Origin of the sequence: Caniella muris (assembly GCF_943193035.1) — a bacterium.
Lineage (GTDB): Bacteria > Actinomycetota > Coriobacteriia > Coriobacteriales > Atopobiaceae > Granulimonas > Granulimonas faecalis.
In genome coordinates, this window is record NZ_CALPCK010000002.1 from 195,701 (window position 1) to 213,998 (window position 18,298).

Annotated in this window: 12 protein-coding genes and 1 pseudogene; 7 read left to right on the forward strand and 6 right to left on the reverse strand. The window is 70.7% G+C overall.

What is annotated here, in order from left to right; all coding sequences use genetic code 11:
- Nucleotides 1-18 precede the first annotated feature (18 nt).
- The 7 genes from NFR49_RS07935 to NFR49_RS07965 all read left to right on the forward strand — a co-directional run bounded on the left by NFR49_RS07935 (nucleotide 19) and on the right by NFR49_RS07965 (nucleotide 14,043).
- Complete coding sequence (locus NFR49_RS07935) at nucleotides 19-2,205, forward strand: hypothetical protein (RefSeq protein WP_251159107.1); 2,187 nt, start codon at nucleotides 19-21, stop codon at nucleotides 2,203-2,205.
- Between the two features lie 18 nt (nucleotides 2,206-2,223).
- Nucleotides 2,224-6,714 (forward strand): Spy0128 family protein, encoded by a 4,491-nt coding sequence (locus tag NFR49_RS07940; RefSeq protein ID WP_251159108.1) that lies wholly within the window; start codon nucleotides 2,224-2,226, stop codon nucleotides 6,712-6,714.
- A 189-nt stretch (nucleotides 6,715-6,903) separates the two neighbouring features.
- The gene (locus NFR49_RS07945) at nucleotides 6,904-8,811 is read left to right on the forward strand and encodes an oleate hydratase (protein WP_251159109.1); all 1,908 of its coding nucleotides are present in this window, start codon (nucleotides 6,904-6,906) and stop codon (nucleotides 8,809-8,811) included.
- A 408-nt stretch (nucleotides 8,812-9,219) separates the two neighbouring features.
- Entirely contained in the window at nucleotides 9,220-10,710 is a 1,491-nt protein-coding gene (locus NFR49_RS07950) for an ATP-binding cassette domain-containing protein (protein WP_251159110.1), read from the forward strand.
- A 153-nt stretch (nucleotides 10,711-10,863) separates the two neighbouring features.
- Nucleotides 10,864-12,330, forward strand: a complete 1,467-nt coding sequence (locus NFR49_RS07955) for a S10 family peptidase (protein ID WP_251159111.1) — start codon at nucleotides 10,864-10,866, stop codon at nucleotides 12,328-12,330.
- Between the two features lie 136 nt (nucleotides 12,331-12,466).
- Nucleotides 12,467-13,414 (forward strand): magnesium transporter CorA family protein, encoded by a 948-nt coding sequence (locus NFR49_RS07960; RefSeq protein ID WP_204406841.1) that lies wholly within the window; start codon nucleotides 12,467-12,469, stop codon nucleotides 13,412-13,414.
- Nucleotides 13,415-13,524: 110 nt separating this feature from the next.
- Nucleotides 13,525-14,043: a pyridoxamine 5'-phosphate oxidase family protein gene (locus tag NFR49_RS07965; RefSeq protein ID WP_251159112.1), complete on the forward strand. Its 519-nt coding sequence runs from the start codon at nucleotides 13,525-13,527 to the stop codon at nucleotides 14,041-14,043.
- A gap of 84 nt (nucleotides 14,044-14,127) precedes the next feature.
- Here NFR49_RS07965 and NFR49_RS07970 read toward each other — a convergent pair whose 3' ends face one another.
- From NFR49_RS07970 to NFR49_RS07990, 6 genes and pseudogenes are all read right to left on the reverse strand, one after another.
- Nucleotides 14,128-14,268, reverse strand: a complete 141-nt coding sequence (locus NFR49_RS07970; protein WP_251159113.1) for a hypothetical protein — start codon at nucleotides 14,266-14,268, stop codon at nucleotides 14,128-14,130.
- A 46-nt stretch (nucleotides 14,269-14,314) separates the two neighbouring features.
- Nucleotides 14,315-14,596: pseudogene (locus NFR49_RS10230) on the reverse strand (YbaK/EbsC family protein); the annotation flags it as partial.
- A 390-nt stretch (nucleotides 14,597-14,986) separates the two neighbouring features.
- On the reverse strand, nucleotides 14,987-15,997 hold the full coding sequence (locus NFR49_RS07975) for a DUF362 domain-containing protein (protein ID WP_251159114.1): 1,011 nt from the start codon (nucleotides 15,995-15,997) through the stop codon (nucleotides 14,987-14,989).
- 9 nt (nucleotides 15,998-16,006) lie between these two features.
- Complete coding sequence (locus NFR49_RS07980; RefSeq protein WP_251159115.1) at nucleotides 16,007-16,462, reverse strand: DUF1893 domain-containing protein; 456 nt, start codon at nucleotides 16,460-16,462, stop codon at nucleotides 16,007-16,009.
- Nucleotides 16,459-17,052, reverse strand: coding sequence for an ECF transporter S component (locus tag NFR49_RS07985; protein WP_251159116.1), 594 nt, complete (start codon nucleotides 17,050-17,052; stop codon nucleotides 16,459-16,461). The genes NFR49_RS07980 and NFR49_RS07985 overlap by 4 nt, the downstream gene beginning before the upstream one ends.
- A gap of 395 nt (nucleotides 17,053-17,447) precedes the next feature.
- The gene (locus tag NFR49_RS07990; protein WP_251159117.1) at nucleotides 17,448-18,236 is read right to left on the reverse strand and encodes an alpha/beta fold hydrolase; all 789 of its coding nucleotides are present in this window, start codon (nucleotides 18,234-18,236) and stop codon (nucleotides 17,448-17,450) included.
- Nucleotides 18,237-18,298: the final 62 nt, after the last annotated feature.

The following is an 18,298-nucleotide window of genomic DNA, read 5'->3' on the forward strand; positions in this document are numbered from 1 at the left end:
TTATCAAGAGGAGACCCTATGCAACCGCTTGCGAGAACGCCCCTCCGGCGCGTCGTGGCCGTCGTCATGGCCGTGGCCCTCGTGCTCGGCACGGTGCCGGCGCCCGCCCTGGCGGGCACCGCCGAGACCTGGCGCGTGTCGGGCGTGGACGCCCTCGAGCCCAACGCCTCCCAGTGGGAGCTGCTGCGCCTCGACGGCTTCGACCCCGGCGACACCGTCTATATAGATGTGGAGCGCGACGGGGCCACCCTGGCGTCCCGCCAGCCCTACACCGTCACCAAGGGCGTGGGCGACGACGCCGGGACCGGGAGCGCCCTCCTCGCCCACATCGTCAGCCTGACCCTGGGCGAGGACGGCCGGTCCATCTCCGACACCTTCGGCGACGCGGACAGGGCGCCGGTGTACAAGGTCACGGTCCGCAGCGCCCTTCGCGGCGACGACGACAAGGTGGTCCTCTACCGCGGCACCGTCTACCCCGTCTACGCCAAGCTCGTGGCCGCGGACGGCAGGACCTCCTACCGTCTCATGGGCATCCGCACCGCCTCCGACGGGGAGGCCGGGGCAGCGCGGAACCTCGGCGTCGGCCTCGACTACTACCTCCAGGACGGCGACGGCTACCGCACGTTCGTGCGTTCCGCCGACGGCGTGGACAACGTGTTCACCGGCAGCCGCTTCGAGGTGGAGTACGCCGAGGCCGCCCCGGGCGCCGTCTCCGGCAAGGTGAACTACGTGACCGAGGACGGCACCGTGGTCAAGGAGACCACCGTGGGCGGCCTCTCCGCCGAGGGCCTCACCGTGCCCGTGGAGCGCGCCTTCTTTGCCGAGAACGTCTTCTACCGCGCGCTCACCCTCGTGCCCTCCGTGAGGCTCACCCCCGAGCACGCCACCGCCGTGGTGCGCGTGGTGCCCGTCAAGGAGGCCGACGCCGGGTCCTACCAGGTGAGGGTCCGCTACGTGGCCGTCGACGAGGACGGCGCCGAGCAGGGCGCGCCCCTCTGGACCGACACCCTCGACGTCGTGGGCGAGGGCTACAACTACACCGTGCCCACCACCTTCTCCCAGCGCACCACCACCGAGGACCGCGACGGCACCCTCGGCCACTACACCGAGATGTACACCCTGGACGCCGACGACCCCGTCCGCGGCGGAGAGGGCGCCCGGTGGGACGTGGACCCCGAGAACCCCGTGGTGAGGCTCGAGGCCAACGCCGGGGCCGACAGGTTTGGCAAGGACGAGGACGGCATGCGCACCCTCACCGTGGCCTACCGCGCGTCCAGCCAGACCAAGAGGGCCGCCGTCACGGTCTACGAGGTCGACGGCTCCACCAACAGGACGCTCGGCCCCAAGGTCACCCTCGACGTGACCCCCGACCGGGCCGCCACCTACACCCCCGAGCCCACCAAGGTGGTCGACGGCGTGACCTACGAGCTCTGGCACGGCGACGACGCCGCCTTCACCTGCAGCTGGGACGACATCGCCGCGGGCGCCGACCTCATGCGCACCGTCTACTACGTGCCCGAGGGCCACGTGCCCGGCGACCCCTACGACGTCTCCGTGCGCTACGTCGACGTGGCCGACAACTCCGTGCTCCGCACCGACACCGTCCGCGTGAGCCCCGACGACGTGGACTGGACCGTCATCGAGGGCCCCGAGACCTTCGACCAGGACGGCGAGAGCTACGTGCGCCTGGCCGGCCAGGAGGGCGGCGTGCGCCACTCCTACTTCTCGCCCACGCGCACCTACACCGTGTACTACCGCAACGTGAACGACGTCCTCAACGGCCAGGTGGTCGTGAGGCGCACCCAGATCATCGACACCGTGCGCGACGTCGTGGTCGGCGGCGCCACGCTCCCGGTCACCGGCGGAACCACCCCCGCCGCCGCGGGCACCGCGCCCGCCGCGGGTGCCGCCGCCCCCGCGGGCCTTGCGGCCGCCCCCGCCGCTGCTGGCGGCGACGCGGGTGTGACGCCCGGCGACGGCACCACCGTCATCAACGACGACGACAACCCGCTGGCATCGCCCGACGGCACCACCACCGTCGAGCAGCGCATCGAGGACGACGAGAACCCGCTGGCCCGAGGCCCGCTGAGCAACGGCTACCTCGTGGCCGGTGCCGCGGCCGGCGCCGCGGCCCTGCTCCTCCTGCTGTTCTGGCTGCTCCGTCGCCGCAGGCAGGCCGCCGGCACCACCGACCCCAACGCGTAAGAGAAGGAGGCGAACCCGATGAGACCCACACCCAAGAACGGCACGCTCAAGCGTTTCGTCACGTTTGCGCTGTCGCTCGTGCTCGTGTTCACGTCGTTCCCCGTGACGGCGCCGGCCTACGGCGACGGCGTCGAGGGGGAGGTCCTCGAGGTCGTCTCCGTGGACGGCGACGCCGCACCTGACGCCCAGGAGGGCGACGGTGCGGAGGATGCCGCCGCGGCGGACGGGCTGGCCCAGGAACCCCCCGCCGAGGAGCCCGACGCCGAGGCCGCACCCGCCGAGCAGACCCTCGAGCCCGAGGCCGGCCCCGCCGCCGAGCCCGGGCCCGACGCGGAGCCCGCGGCCGAGCCTGAGCCCGCGAACGGCGCGGCGAGGGAGGCCAACCAGCCGAGCCGCACCGTCGACGGCACCGTCACCGAGGACCTCACCTACAACAAGGCCGGAGACTACACCCTCACGGTGAACGGCACCCTCAAGGGCAGGATCGTCATCTCCGGCGGCGCCAAGGTCACCATCGTCGGCCCCGGCACCATCGACGGCACCGGCAAGGACGCCTCGGTCATCGAGGTGACGGGAGCAGGCAGCCGCCTCGTCTTCGACGGCCCCACTGTCAAGGGCGGCTCCGGCTCCTCCCTCGGCGCCCAGGGGCTCAAGGATCTCGGCTCCGGTTACGACAAGGCCGGCGGCGGCATCCTCGTGCGCCGCGACAACGGCGAGGATACGGGCGCCGCGCTCGAGTTCAGGGGCGGCACCGTCACCGGCAACACGGCCAAGGTGGGCGGCGGCATCTTTATCGACCGCACCTGCGGCCTCACCATGACCTCCGGCACCGTCAGCTCCAACACCGCCACCACCCACGAGGGCGGCGGCATCTACGTCGCCGGCAACCACGACGGCGCCGGCGCCGGCTCCTATGCCAGGATCGACGGCGGCTCCATCGTCGACAACAGGACCCAGACCAAGGTCGACTGGGGCGGCGGCGGCATCTTCGTCGAGAGCAAGGGCGTGCTCTTCCTCGGCAGCGCCCTCATCACCAAGAACACCGCCAACGGCCTCGGCGGCGGCATCTCCGGCTGCCCCCACGCCTCCATCGGCATCGGCCGCATCGAGGAGGGCTTCTCCCTCTACGGCAACACGGCGCGGCGCCAGAGCTGGCCCGACAACAAGTACCTCGACTCCCTCGAGGTCACCTACAACGGCAAGACCTACGAGGCCGGCGACAAGTGGGCGAAGGCCGACCCCGGCTTCACCGCCGCCAAGGCCATGGACTACTACTGCGTCAACGTGAGCTACATCAACGGCTACGACGGCCATGCCAACTCCACCGTGGCGTGGACCGGCCGCGCCGCCGGCTCCACGGCCTACGGCACCCAGGCCCGCGACGTCACCGTCTACAAGGGCGACTCCCTCGTGCTCCCCGGCGAGTCCCTGGGCCTCACGAGCACAAAGCCCGCGTCCGACACCGTCACCGGCCGCGCCGTGACCATCACCGGCAACACCAGCACCACCCACGGCGGCGGCATCGGCTGCAACGGCACCCTCATGGTGGGCGAGCTGCCCAACGGCGACCAGTACAGCCCCCTCTCCTTCGAGATCAGGAAGGAGTTCGAGAACAGCGACGGGCAGGCCGTCGGGCTCAAGGGCGGCGAGTTCGCCTTCGACCTCGTGGACGCCTCCGGCAAGACCGTCGCCACGTCCAGGAACGACGAGAACGGCGCCGTGCTCTTCTCCGTGGACATGGAGGGCGTGCTCAAGACCCAGATCGCGGCCGGCCAGACCAAGGACGTCACCTACACCGTCCGCGAGCAGCGCACCGACGGCGACGACCGCGACATCGAGTACGCCGAGGACGTCACGGTGACGCTCTCGGTGAGGCACAGGGTCCAGTCCATCTCCTATCCCAACGCCTCCCTCAACGTCACCTACCACGACCCCGAGCTGAAGGGGATCGAGGTCGACGGCAAGGCGTTCGACAACGGCGCCGCCAGCGGCAACCCGGTCACCATGGCCAACACCCTCAGGCTCCGCAGGTCCGTCCTCTTCGGCACCGTGGGCTTCGAGGCCGAGAAGAGCCTCGTGAACGCCCTCGGCAAGGACATGGAGCTGGGCGGGCGCACCTTCGAGTTCACCCTCACCGGCATCGACGGCACCGTGGTCGAGAACGCCGACGGCACCACGACCGCGATGCCCGACGGCTCCGTGACCGTCGGGAACGACGCCGACGGAACGATCGTGTTCGAGGGGCTGGGCATCGCCTCGTACCTCCAGGGCCTCCCCTGGGACAAGGACGGCGAGACCCATACCGTGCCCGTGGAGCTCAAGCTCAGGGAGGTCGTGCCCGACGACAAGGGCGACATCGCCTACGACGAGGCCGAGCACACGGTCAGGTTCACCGTGGACGCCACGGCCGAGGTCGCCGTCGACAACGCCGCCGGCACCAAGACCGTCACGGTGACCCCCGTCATCAGGCAGGGCACCCTCACCGTCGACGACAAGGCCATCGAGGCCGCCCCCATCGTGAACACCCACTCCCTGGTGGGCGAGTGGGCCCCCACGGCCACCAAGCACTTCATGGGCTCCGGTGACTCGGCCCCCTACACCTTCACCCTCAGGGAGCTCGCCCAGGCCCCGGCCGAGGGCCAGGACATCTCCGAGGTGCCCGTGAAGGACGGCCGCACCTGGACCGGCACGACCGGCGACTACGTGGGCGGCACCGCCACCGTCACCTTCGACGCCGTGGACTTCCGCGTCGACGGCACCGCCGACGACAAGCGCAACGACCTCGGCGACCACTGGTTCGTCATGACCGAGGACGGAGGCGACGAGCCCGGCAGGGACCCCGTGGCCTACGTGCTCCAGGTGAGGGTCTCCGAGGACGACTCCGACAGGGCCGGGCTCAAGGCCGAGGTCGTCGGCACCTGGTTCGCCGGCTCCGTCGACGGGCCCCTCGTCGGCGAGGACACGGCCCCGGTGTTCTACAACACCGACGGCGAGTCCGGCATCGCCTTCGCCAACTACGCCGTGTACGCGGCCTCCGGCGCCCCCGCCGACGCCACCTGCCTCGTCGACCCCAAGATCGTCAAGGAGCTCGACGGCCGCACCATCCGCCCCGGCGAGTTCAGCTTCAAGCTCGTCACCGTGAACGGCCCCCACGACGACGACCTCTCCGGCACCGTGGTCTCCGCCACGAGCAACGACCGCTACGGCATGGTGGACTTCGACGCCGCCAACCCCCAGGGCTGGGACTACGACGGCAACCCCGTCTGCCTCGTGTTCAACAGCGCGGGCAGCTACTGGTACCGCGTGGTCGAGGACGAGGGGATGTCCCACGACCCCACCGTCGACTACAGCGACGAGGTCATCCTCTTCCACGTCGAGGTGGAGCATGACGACCAGACCGGCACCCTCCAGGGCACCTACGAGTACGGCCACCTGGTGGACGGCGAGTACGTGGCCTACCCCGAGTCCGTGGGCAACCCCACGTGGCATCCGACCATGACCAACCGCGTGCGCGACATCGACCTGCGCGTGCGCAAGACCAGCGTGCTCGACCGCGACCTCGGCCTCGAGGGCGCCACCTACGGCCTCTACCTCGTGAACGACGAGGGCGGCCACGACGACGTCCTGCTCGGCGAGGCCACCTCCGACGAGGACGGCTGGCTGCTCTTCGAGGACGTGCGGCTCTCCTCCGGGTCGCGCTACTACTTCCAGGAGGTCTCCGCCCCCGGCGGCCACACCGTGAGCGAGTTCCGCAGCCCGTACTTCTCCGTGGCGGCCGACGGATCCGCCCCCGGCGGCCTCACCCTGGTGAGGGCCGAGGACCCGGCCTACGACACCGAGGCCGGGCCCGCCGCCCAGGCGGAGGAGATCGCCGACGAGCCCGTGGCCCTCGCCGAGGGGGCAGACGGCGGCGCCACCTCCCAGGAGCAGCCCGACGGCTCCACGCTGCTCACCTACTCCTTCGACGGCGGTGTGTACGACGAGGCCACGCGCGTGGCCTTCAACAAGCTCGACACCCGTACCCGCGAGTGGGTCGTGGGCGCCAAGCTCCAGATCCTGCGCGAGGATGACGGCGAGGTCGTGGCCTCCTGGACCTCCGGCGAGGCCACCAAGGAGCTCGTGGCCACCCTGGATGTGGACGTGAGCTACATCCTCCGCGAGGTGGAGGCCCCCGAGGGCTACCACAAGGCCGGCGACGTGGTGTTCACCATCGACCCCTACGGCAAGGTGAGCCTCGTCTCCGGGGCCGACAACGGCAACGCCGAGATCTCCGCCGAGACCATCACGCTCTTCGACACCCAGGTGGATGCCGAGGAGGTCGTGCCCCTGGAGCGCGTCACCGAGCGCAGGGTCGGCGGCGACCGGGGTACCGGCGGCACGGAGTCGCGCGGCGGGTCGGTGCCCGCCACGGGCGACCTGGCCTCCAACGGGTGGGTGCTGGCCGGGCTGGCCGCCCTCGTCGCCGTGGCGGTGACCGGCGCGGTCGTGCTCCACAGGCGCCGCGGCTAGCCCCGCCCCACGCCGAAGCCCGGGCCCCGCCCCGGCCGGCGGGAACCGAACGGCCCCCTGCGCCTCCCGACGCAGGGGGCCGTTCTCGCGTTGCGTCCCTTGTGTGTCAGTGGGCGCCCCCTGTCAGGGGAGGGGGCACTCCGGGAACGTCCCTCCCAGACGACGGTGCCACCAACGCAAGGAGGTCCCATGTACTATTCCAGCGGCAACTACGAGGCGTTCGCCCGCCCGGAGAAACCAGAGGGCGTCGAGTCCAAGCACGCCTACATCGTCGGCGGCGGCCTCGCGGGCCTCTCGGCGGCCTGCTTCCTCGTGCGTGACGCCCAGATGCCGGGCGATCACATCCACATCCTCGAGCGCGATCCCAGGGCCGGCGGCGCCTGCGACGGCTGGGACTACTCCCAGCTTGGCTACACCATGCGCGGCGGTCGCGAGATGGACAACCACTTCGAGGTCATGTGGGACCTCTTCCGCGACATCCCGTCCTACGAGGACGAGAACGTGAGCGTCCTCGACTACTACTACCGGCTCAACAAGCGCGACCCCAACTACTCGCTCTGCCGCGCCACCAAGGACCGCGGCCAGGACGCGCGCACGGACGGCAGGTTCGGCCTCTCCGACAAGGGCTGCATGGAGATCATGAGGCTCTTCTTCACCCCGGAGGAGGAGCTGCAGGACAAGAAGATCACCGAGTACTTCTCGGACGAGGTGCTTGAGAGCAACTTCTGGCTCTACTGGCGCACCATGTTCGCCTTCGAGAACTGGCACAGCGCCCTCGAGATGAAGCGCTACATCACCCGCTTCATCCATCACGTGGGCGGCCTGCCCGACTTCAGCGCCCTGCGCTTCACCCGCTACAACCAGTACGAGTCCATGATCGTGCCCATGGTGCGCTACCTCGAGAAGGCCGGCGTGGACTTCCAGTACGACACCCACGTGGTCGACGTGCGCTTCTCCTGCGACGGCTCCAAGGACGACGACCGCAAGCTCGCCACCCAGATCAGGCTGCGCCGCAACGGGGGTCAGGCGGCCCGGGACGCGGCTACCGGCGTGCCGGGCGGCGGCCCGGTGGAGCCGGGCGCCGAGGAGACCATAGAGCTCACCGAGGACGACCTCGTGTTCGTGACCCCGGGCAGCTGCGTGGCCCACTCGACCTTCGGCACCCAGGACGAGCCGGCGGCCTTCTCGCCCGAGCTCTGCGACGGCGACGGCTGGGACCTCTGGAAGCGCATCGCCGCCCAGAGCCCGGACTTCGGCCACCCCGAGAAGTTCTGCTCCACGCCTGAGCTCAGCAACTGGGAGAGCGCCACGGTCACCACGCTGGACGACCGCATCCTTCCCTACATCGAGAGGATTTGCAAGCGCGACCCGCTGTCCGGCGGCGTGGTCACCGGCGGCATCGTGAGCGTGGAGGACTCCAGCTGGCTCCTGTCGTGGACCATCAACCGCCAACCGCAGTTCCGGGACCAGAAGCCCGGCACCGTGTGCGTGTGGGTGTACGGCCTGTTCACCGACAAGCCCGGCGACTATGTCAAGAAGCCCATGCGCGACTGCTCCGGCAAGGAGATCTGCGAGGAGTGGCTCTACCATCTGGGTGTTCCCGAGGACCAGATCGGGGACCTCGCCGAGAACAGCGCCAACACGGTGCCCTGCATGATGCCCTACATCACGGCCTTCTTCATGCCCCGGGCCGACGGCGACCGTCCGCTGGTGGTGCCCCGGGGTGCCAGGAACTTCGCCTTTCTCGGGCAGTTCGCCGAGACCCCGCGCGACACCATCTTCACCACCGAGTACTCCATGCGCACGGCCATGGAGGCCGTCTACACGCTGCTGGACATCGACCGGGGCGTGCCCGAGGTGTGGGGGAGCGCCTTCGACCTGCGCTGCCTGCTCAACGCCACGGTGATGCTGCGCGACGGCAAGCCCGCCACCGACATGAACATGAGCCTCATCGAGAGGCTCCTGCTCTCCCGCGGCCTCAAGGCCATCGAGGGCACCGACATCTACGACCTGCTGGCCGAGTACGGCGTCATCCCCGGCGCCGGTGCCGACGGGGACGCCCCCGCCACTGGTGCGGTCTGGCCGGGCATCCACTAGCCCCCCTGTCCCACCACCCGGACACTTTTGTCCCAATGGTCGGGCACTTTTGTCCCACGTGACGGTTTGGGCCGCCTGCACCGCCGGGTGCGGGCGGCCCCTCTCGGCCCGACGCCTCGAGACGGTGCCGCCCGGCCGCCCCTCCTATCATCAACTACGCAATAGGTGACGTGACAGATGGGCCAGGCACCTCTGTCACATGTGGTAGGATGGGGCCGACGCATTCGGCCCGGCCTTTGGCAAGCGGGGCCCCGAGAAAGGCGAGGTTCTTGAAGCTGTAGCGACGCCCTGAAGGGCACTCCACGACACGCCGTCCACCGGCCGTCCCGTCTCCGGGTGCCGCGTCGCTCATCCATGGAACAGCCCCGCCAACCCGCCGTCGGGCGGCCCCCTCGCCGAGGAGCCGCCATGCAGCTCGAGCTCTCCCACATCACCTACACCTACCCGAACGCCGCGACACCCGTGCTCCGCGACGTCTCCGCCGTCTTTCCTGCGGGCTGGACCGGCCTTTTGGGCGACAACGGGTGCGGCAAGACCACCCTCGCGCGGGTGGCCGCAGGGCTCCTCGCCCCCGACTCCGGTCACCGCACCGCCGGCCTCGCCGCCTCCTTCTGCGAGCAGGACGCCTCCAGGCGCCCCGCCGACCTCGAGGAGTTCTGCTGCGACTGGGACGGCCCCGCCGTGGAGGCCCGCCGGCTCCTGGCCGTGGACGACACCTGGGGCTGGCGTTGGGACGAGCTGTCCGGCGGTCAGCGCAAGCGGCTGCAGGTGGCGTGCGCCCTCTGGCGCAGCCCCGACGTCCTGGTGATGGACGAGCCCACCAACGACCTCGACCGCCCGTCCCGCGAGGCCCTGGCCCGGGCGCTCGCCGCCTTCGACGGCGTGGGCATCCTCATCTCCCACGACCGTCGGCTGCTGGACGACCTCGTGGGGCGCTGCCTTGTGTGCTCGGACGGCCGGTGGGTCATGCGCCCCGGCGGCTACACCCGGGCGGCCGGGCAGGAGCGTCTGGAGCGGGCCTCCGCCGAACGGGCCCGCGAGCGGGCCCGCGGCGAGGTCGCGCGCCTGGAGGCCGAGGCGAGGCGCCGCTCGGAGGCCGCGGCGGCATCGGCGGGGCGCCGGAGCCGCGGCTCGGTGGACGCCAAGGACCACGACGCCAAGGCCCGGATCGGCCTCGCGGTGCTCACGGGCAAGGACGGCGTGGCGGGCAGGGCGAGCGCTGCCATGGACAGGCGCCTGGAACGGGCCAGGGGCGACCTGGCGGGCATCCGGGTGACCAAGCGCTACGGGGGCGGTCTGGAGGGCTTCGGCCACCGCGCCCGCACGGCGACGGTGGCCCACGTTCCGGCGGGGGAGGTGCGGGCCGGCGACTTCTCGCTCTCGGTGCCCGGGCTCTGGGTGGGGCCCGGCGACCGGGTGGGCGTCTCAGGGCCCAACGGCGCCGGAAAGACCGTGCTGGTGCGCCGCCTCATGGACGCCGTGCGCGACCGCGGCGGCTGCCTGTACGTGCCCCAGGACGTCGGCGCCGCAGTGCGCGCGGAGGCGCTGGGGTGCCTCGGGTCCCTGGACCGGCAGGAGGTCGGCGCGGTCCTCTCCATCGTGGCGCGCCTCCACTCCCGCCCCGAGCCCCTGCTGTCCGGCGGCGACGTGAGCCCCGGGGAGGCCCGCAAGCTCATGCTCGCCCTCGGCCTCGTGGGCGACCCGTCGCTCCTCGTGCTCGACGAGCCCACGAACCACCTGGACATCGCCTCCATCGAGGCGCTCCAGGGCCTTCTCGCCGATTTCCCCGGAGCGGTGGTCGTGGTCTCCCACGATGCCGCGCTGCTGGACGCCGTGGCCACGGTGCGGTGGGAGGTGGTCCCCGACGGCCCCGGCCGCTCGCACCTCGTCTGTGCCTAGGCCGCGTCCGACGCCCCGGTGGATATTAAATCAATGGACATCAATGTAAATGCTGTCGAGATGGGCCGCAGGCCCCGGTCCGATCCCCTTGTGGGAACAAACCGCCCCAACGTCATGCGACGACGGCTCGAGGCCGTCAGAAGGAGGAGGACCATGGCAGACGTCACTGCGGCCGAGAAGCCCGCGGACGAGGGCGCCGAGAAGGTGCCCGAGAAGGCTTCCAAGCACTACACCTGGCACGGCGAGGACGGCAAGACCATCGACTACACCGGCACCGCGGAGATGGTGGACATCTTCGACGACAAGGGTAAGGCCATGTGCCACCAGTTCTGCCTGTCCTACGTCTCCGACGACGTGGACAAGTCGGACCGCCCGGTGACCTTCCTCTGGAACGGCGGCCCCGGCGGCTCGTCGTCCATGGTGTGCATCGGCGGCCAGGGCCCCGTGCGCGTGCCCACCGACGGCACCAGGCACCTGCCCAACACCTGCCCGGTGGAGGACAACCCCTACACGCTGCTGCAGGTCTCCGACCTCGTCTTCATCGACGCCCCCGGCACCGGCTACTCCCACGTGGCCGCCGGCTACGACCCCAAGAAGGTCTGGGGTGTGGACGGCGACGGCGACGCCATGGCCCGCACCGTCATCGCGTGGCTGAACGAGCACAACGCCTGGGACCGCCCCCACTACCTCTACGGCGAGTCCTACGGCACCACCCGCGCCGCCGTGGTCTACCGCCTGCTCGGCGAGCGGGGCGTGGGCGTCGACGGCGTGGTGGAGCAGTCCACGATTCTCGACTACGCCGTGATGCTCCCGGGCAACGACGACTACTACGCCGGCATGTTCCCGGTCATGGCCGCCACCGCCCAGTCCTTCGGCCTCACCGGCCAGGGCGTGGACCCCGAGGAGTGGTTCGGCCGGGCCATGGACTTCGTTAACTCCACCTACATCAACGCCCTCACCATCGCCGGCAACCTGCCCAAGGACCGGATGCAGGAGATCGCCGAGAAGATGAGCGAGTTCATCGGCCTGCCGGTGGACTTTATCATGGCCCGCAATCTGCGCATCGAGCTCTACGAGTTCCGTGCGCACCTCCAGCAGGACAAGGGCGTCTCGAGCGGCCGCTACGATACCCGCTTCACCGAGCAGGCCTACCAGCCCGTCCAGGGCGACCTCGGCTTCTTCCAGATGGAGGATCCCTCCTACGACGCCATCCAGGTGGTCTACAACGAGGTCTACCAGAAGCTCCTGCGCGACATGGGCTTCAAGGGCTACCCCAACTACTGCGGCCTGAACATCGAGGTCAACGAGTCGTGGAACTGGAACCACGACATGCCCGGCGTGGGCACCGCCCCCATGCCCAACGTGGCCTTCGACATCGCCACGGCCCTGCGCCGCAACCCCACGAGCCACGTGATCTTCCTCGGCGGCCGCCACGACGGCGCCACGCCCTACTGGAACGTCATCCACGACATGGCCAAGATGTACCTGCCCGACGACCTCGCCAAGCAGGTCCTGTGGCACGAGTCCAGCAACGGCCACATGCTCTACGCCGACACCGAGGCCCTGAAGGCCACCACGCCGGTGCTGCAGGACTTCTACGACCTGCGCCACCAGGCGTAACCCGTCGCCATCGTCCTGTCCCGGGCGCCCCCGCCGCACCGTCGGCGGGGGCGCCCGTCCGTGCGGGGCCGCATGGGGCATGCGGGGTCCGGGTAGGAGCCTGCATATCTGTGAGGCACACGACGGCGGGCGTTCCATGATCTCGTTCTACAAATCCAAGGAAGGCCGGATCGAGGAGGTCTCGGGCCTGGTGCCGGGCTGTTGGGTGGAGGTGCTCGAGCCGCGCGACCAGGACCTCGCGTTTCTCACCCGCGACCTGGGCATCGTCGACGAGTTCATCCGGGAGGCCTGCGACGACGAGGAGACCTCCCACATCGACCACGACGACGACACCGGTCAGATCCTCGTGGTGGTCGACTGCCCCTTCGAGGAGACCGACGACGGGTCGGGCAGGGTGCAGTACGACACCCACCCGCTCTCCTTCATCTTCCTGCCCGAGCAGGACCACTTCGTCACGGTGTCGCTCAGGCCCAACGACATCGTGGGGGCCCTCACCCACGCCGCGTCCATGGGCATCGAGACGCACCTGCGGGTGAACCTCCTGCTCAGGGTCCTGCTCAAGGTGACCCAGCGCTACCTCGCCGACCTGCGCTCCATCAACCGCCAGATCCGCCGCAGCGAGAACACCCTGCGGCGCACCATGGACAACGACGAGCTCATCTCCATGCTGGGCCTGGAGAAGTCCCTGGTCTACTTCTCCACGTCGCTCCAGGGCCTGGAGGCCACGGTGAACCGCATCGGCACGGGCCGCACCATCCCGCTCTACGACGACGACCGCGAGCTCCTAGACGACGTGCTCATCGAGGTGCGCCAGGCCGTGGAGATGTGCGTCACCTGCACCCAGATCCTGAACAGCGTCACCGACACCTTCTCCAACGTGATGTCCAACAACCTCAACAAGACCATGCGGACCCTCACCGTGCTCACCCTGATTCTGTCGATCCCCACAGGGGTCTTCGGTTTCTACGGCATGAACGTGGCGGGGCTGCCCTTTGCGGGTTCGTGGGTGTTCTCGGTGGTGCTCTCGGTGGCCGTGGCGGCCCTGGCCGTGGTGGCCCTCAGGGTTCTGAGGCTCCTCAAGTGACCGGGCGCGGGACCGTCGCGGTTTTCGGTAGAATGCGCGGGACAGACCGCTCCGCCGGGCCCCGCGACCACGGGTTCGAGGGCTCGGCTCACAGATGAGAGGGTGGGCCCATGAGCGTTCCCATGCGTCGCAGGCGTCAGAGGCTGTCCGACGAGGAGGCCCGTTCCATCATGGCCTCCGGCGAGTACGGCGTCCTCGTCACGGGCGGCACCGCCGCCGACGGCTATCCCTACGGCGTGCCCCTGAGCTACGCCTTCGAGGACGGCCCCGCCCCCGGTGCCCCGTGGGGCCGCATCTACTTCCACGGTGCTCCCCGAGGCCACAAGCTCGACGCCCTGGCCGAGAACCCCCGATCCTCCTTCGTGGTGGTGGCTCACAACGAGACGGCGCCCGAGCTCCTCACCACCCTCTTTCGCAGTGCCATGGCCTTCGGCGAGACCCGGCTCGCCGAGGGTGACGACGAAAGGCGGGCGGGGCTCGAGGCCCTGGGGCGCAAGTACTGCCCCGGCCTCGACGCGAAGGTGGCCGCAGAGATCGAGGGGTCCCTGGCCCGTACGGCGGTGATCGTGATGGATGTGGAGGAGCTCGTCGCCAAGGAGGCCATCGAGCTCGTGAGGGCCCGCTCCTAGGAGGCAGAGGGGGCTAGGGGCGCCCGCCGGTGGGGGTTGCGGCGTCAGGCGGCACGGCCCGCCGCCGAATCGCCGCCGCCCGCCCTACTCCGTCCAGGCGGGCTCGTGGCCGCAGTCGACGAGGTAGGCCACCAGGCTGTCGCGGTCCATGCGCACGGTGCGGCCGCATGAGCCGCAGGCCAGCAGCAGCCCGTGGGCCGGAAGCGACCCCGACAGCACCACCACGGTGTTCGCGGCACCGGGAAACGCCGCGTCGAGGGGGGGGGAGGCCCCCGCGCTCGGCGTCGGCCACGGTCGCGGTCTCCTCGGGACCGCAAAAGTGCAGGCGACCCGTGCCCGCCGCCGCGGCGATGGCCTTGAGGTCGGCCTTGGCGTCTTCCGGCACGCAGGCGATCACCGTGGCGCCGGACCTGTCGGCCAGAAGCAGCGTCTTGCACCCCGTGCCGCCTAGGCGCTCCTTGACGGCCTGGGCCTCCTCGGCGGTACGGAACGGCGCGTGCTCCACGGCCTCATAGGCGATGGCAAGACGGTCGAGGGCGGGTCTGGGGTCCATGGGTCTCCCTTTTGGTTGCGGGTGGGTGGGCCTGTCGGGAACGTGGGGCCAAAGCGGCCTGAACCTGCCGGTCGTCAAACCTTACCGTCTTTGGGAGGTCGGGCAAAGGGGCGTGTATGCCGATGTCGCCGCGGCTCTCGTGTGCGGAGGATGGCGCGCGCCTGCTCGCGCGTCCCCGTTCTACGCCATCTTGAGCACGGTTTTAACCCCGCCCGCCCGCCGCTGGCGTGACAGTGGTGCCTGGCCCATCTGTCACTTCTTATATTTCTCGATTGATGATTGAACGGCAAGAGGGACCCGCCGCCGTGACGGCGTCTCAGCGAACGTCCCGCATCCTGCACCCTCACGATGCAGGACGCGGGACCCCGGAGCGAAACCTTTGGCAGCGGCCTAGCGGTCGTCCTCCCCGAACGGCACGAGGTCGGCCGCCGCGTCCGCAGCGGTGATGGCCTCGTCGCCGTGGTCCACGTCCACCAGGCGGTAGCGGTCGTTGCCCATGCCCAGCTCCTTCATGTAGGAGAGCTGGCGCAGGCCGTGGCGGCTCGTGATGCGCTCCACGAGGTCGTGGTTCTCCTCCTCCGTCATGGCGAACACGATGTCCACGCACGCCTGGTCCACGGCCAGGATGTCGGTCGAGGCCAGGATGCCCACGTTGGGCGTCACCACGGGGGCGGCGTCCACCCCCTCGCAGTCGCAGCTCACGGACATGTTGCGCATCACGTTGACGTACACGATCCCCTCGCCGAAGAAGTCCACCACGGACTTGGTGGACTCCGTCATGCGCTCCATGAACTCCTCGTCCGTGACGCCCCACGCCTCGCCCGCGCCCACGCCGCTGTGGATCCACTTCTTGCCCACCAGCCCGGAGGCGCAGCCGATGCCCAGGTTCTTGTCGGACCCGCCGAACCCTCCCATGGCATGGCCCTTGAAGTGCGTGAGCGTGAGCATGGTGTCGTAGGTGGGCAGCGACGCGCCCACGGCCATCTCCTTGAACCAGCGGCCGCCCTCCACGGGCAGCAGCGCGTCGCCCTCGGCGTCCATGATGTCCACGGGGCAGAACGTCCAGCCGTTGTGCTCCACCGTGGCCAGGTGGTCCTCGGTGGTGTAGCGGGCGCCCTCGTAGTAGGTGTTGGTCTCCACGATGGTGGCGTCGGCGAGGTCCTTCTCCACGAGCTCGCGGACCCAGGGCCTCGGGATGATGTTGGGGCCGTCGGGCTCGCCGGTGTGGAGCTTGACGGCCACGTGCCCGCGGAGACGGTCGGTCACGCGGGCGCAGACCCGGCGCAGGCCCTCGGCCGAGAGGTCGCGGGTGAACCAGACCGTGGACTCGTCGCCGGTGCGGTCCTCGTAGGGGATGTAGACGTCGCCGTCGGTGGCCGGGATGGGGGTCGCCTTGTCCATGGTTCCTCCTCAGGTGGTGACGGGCTCTTTGGGCAGGGGCGCGCCTGCGGAGAGGCGCGCGAGCGTGCGGCGGATGGCCTCGAGGGCCAGGTGGGGGTCTTCGATGCCGGCCACGGCGGCCTCCACGGGGCAGGGGCCGGTGCCAGCGCGGTTGGAGATGCCGGCGGTGAGCCGCTCGGCCACGGCGGAGACCCCGTGGGTGCGCAGGACCCGCTCGGCGGCACGGCTCATGACCGGCGTCCACACCTCGGCCACGCCGAGGAGGACGTACAGCCATGCGGCCCCGGCCCCCACCACGCGGTCGGCCGCGCAGGCGCCGGTCCAGTCGCCGCCGGCGTCGAGCAGTTCGAGCAGGGGCGCCACGCCGCGCATGGTGCTGGTCACGGGCACGCCGCGGCGGCAGAGGGCCAGGGTGAGGCCGCCGCTCTCGAGGAGCGAGCGGGCGAGGGCGGTGTCGCCGGTCATCGGGCGGAGCCGGCGACAGGACCCTCGCCGTTGGCGCGGGACAGGCGGTCGGCGACCAGCACCGCCGCGGGCACGAGCAGCCACTGGAGGCAGAGGCCCGGGATGCCGGCCATGGTGGCGGCGACGACCGAGGCGACCGGGGGCACGGGGCCGGCGAGGGCGCCCCCCGCGACGGCGAGGGCGGCGGCGCGGGTCAGGCGCCCGGCCAGCTGGGCGACGAGCACCTTGGCGAGCACGGGGCCGCGGGCCCCGCGGAGCAGGCCGGCCACGAGGCCGTAGGCGGCGAGCTCCACGACCATGAACGGGAGCATGGCGGCCACGGGCATGCCGGAGAGCGCGAAGCTCGCCACGGGCCCGAGGGCGCCGGCCACGAGGCCCGCCCACGGGCCGGCGAGCAGCCCCACGAGCAGGATGGGCAGGTGCATGGGCAGGAACGTCTCGCCGAGGCCGGTCCCCACGCCGAGCAACGCCCCGGCGGCATGGAAGAGCTGGGGGACGGCCACGGCGCCGACCACCGCGCAGGCACAGGCTGCAGCCTGCACCCGAACGCGGGGGAGGGGCCGGCTGAGAACGAGGGTCGTGGGGTCCATGGGCTTCTCCTCTCGTCGGTCCATGCAAACCTGCACGGATTCTGAAGTCCCTTGATATTAAACACCATGAATCTCGCTCGAGGTCAATAGGGGGACGGGCATCGGAGCAGGTGGATTCTCGGCATCCCTTTCTCGGTGCCTTGCCGGCCCCTGCCGCCCCCTCCTCGGCACCTGAACGCGGCTGAGGGCGGCCCCACTTGGCACCTGAACGCGATTGAGGGCGGATTCGGCGTTCCTGAACGCGGCTGAGGGCGGGTTTTGCGCAAGGAGCCCGTCGGAAGTCGCCCCCAATCGCATTCAGGTGGAGGGAGGGGCAGCAGGTGGGGAGAGGGGGCCGGTGGGGAGGGGCCAGCGGGGAGACGGGCCGGGCGCCGTCCGCTGTCGCGATCGCGCCCTCAGCCGAGGAACGCGTCCACCGCCTTAAAGACCGCCTCGGGGTTCTCCAGCAGCGCGTTGTGGCCCGCGCCCGGGACCTCCTCGAACACGCCACGGGGCAGCGCCTTCGCCAGCCGGCGGCCCTCCTCCGGCGGGTTGATGCCGTCGTCGGCCCCGGTGAGCACGAGCACCGGCTGCCGCACCCTGCCGACGTCCGCCAAGAGGTCGATGCTGCGCAGGGAGGCGTCCACGGCCCGGCGCTGCTCCGCGGTGAGCCGCACCGGGCCCCGCGCCACGCGGTTGAGCTCCTCCCGGCGCGCGGCGTCCGTGGCGGGCGAGTAGATGTGGCGCAGTACCTCGCGGCCGGCCTCCTCGGGTGAGAGGCCGCGGGCCAGGGCGTCGTCGCGGATCCGCTGGGTGGCCGAGACGTCCAGGCGCCCGCGGCTGCCGATGAGGACGATCCGCCCGAACGCGTGGGGGTGCAGCTCGGCCGTCCGGAGCGCGATGTACGACCCCATGGAGAGCCCCACCAGCGCGGGTGGCGTCAGGCCGAGGGCGCGGCAGAGCCCCAGGAGGTCGGCCACGTGGTCGGCCATGGAGAACGCCGCGGGCTTGTCGCTCGCCCCGTGGCCGCGCACGTCGTAGGCCACCGCCCGGCGCCCGCGGGCCGCAAGGTGGTCCTGCAGCCCGGCCATGATCTCTTTGGAGTTGCCCTTGCCGTGGACGAGCACCACGGCGGGCCCCGTGCCCTCCTCGCGGTAGGCGAGCGAGGTTCCGCCGACCTCCACGGTGCCGTGCGTGTCTTCCATGGGTGCCCCTTTCCTGCGGCCACACTGCCCGCACCGGGGCCATGTACCCGCCGCGCCACCCG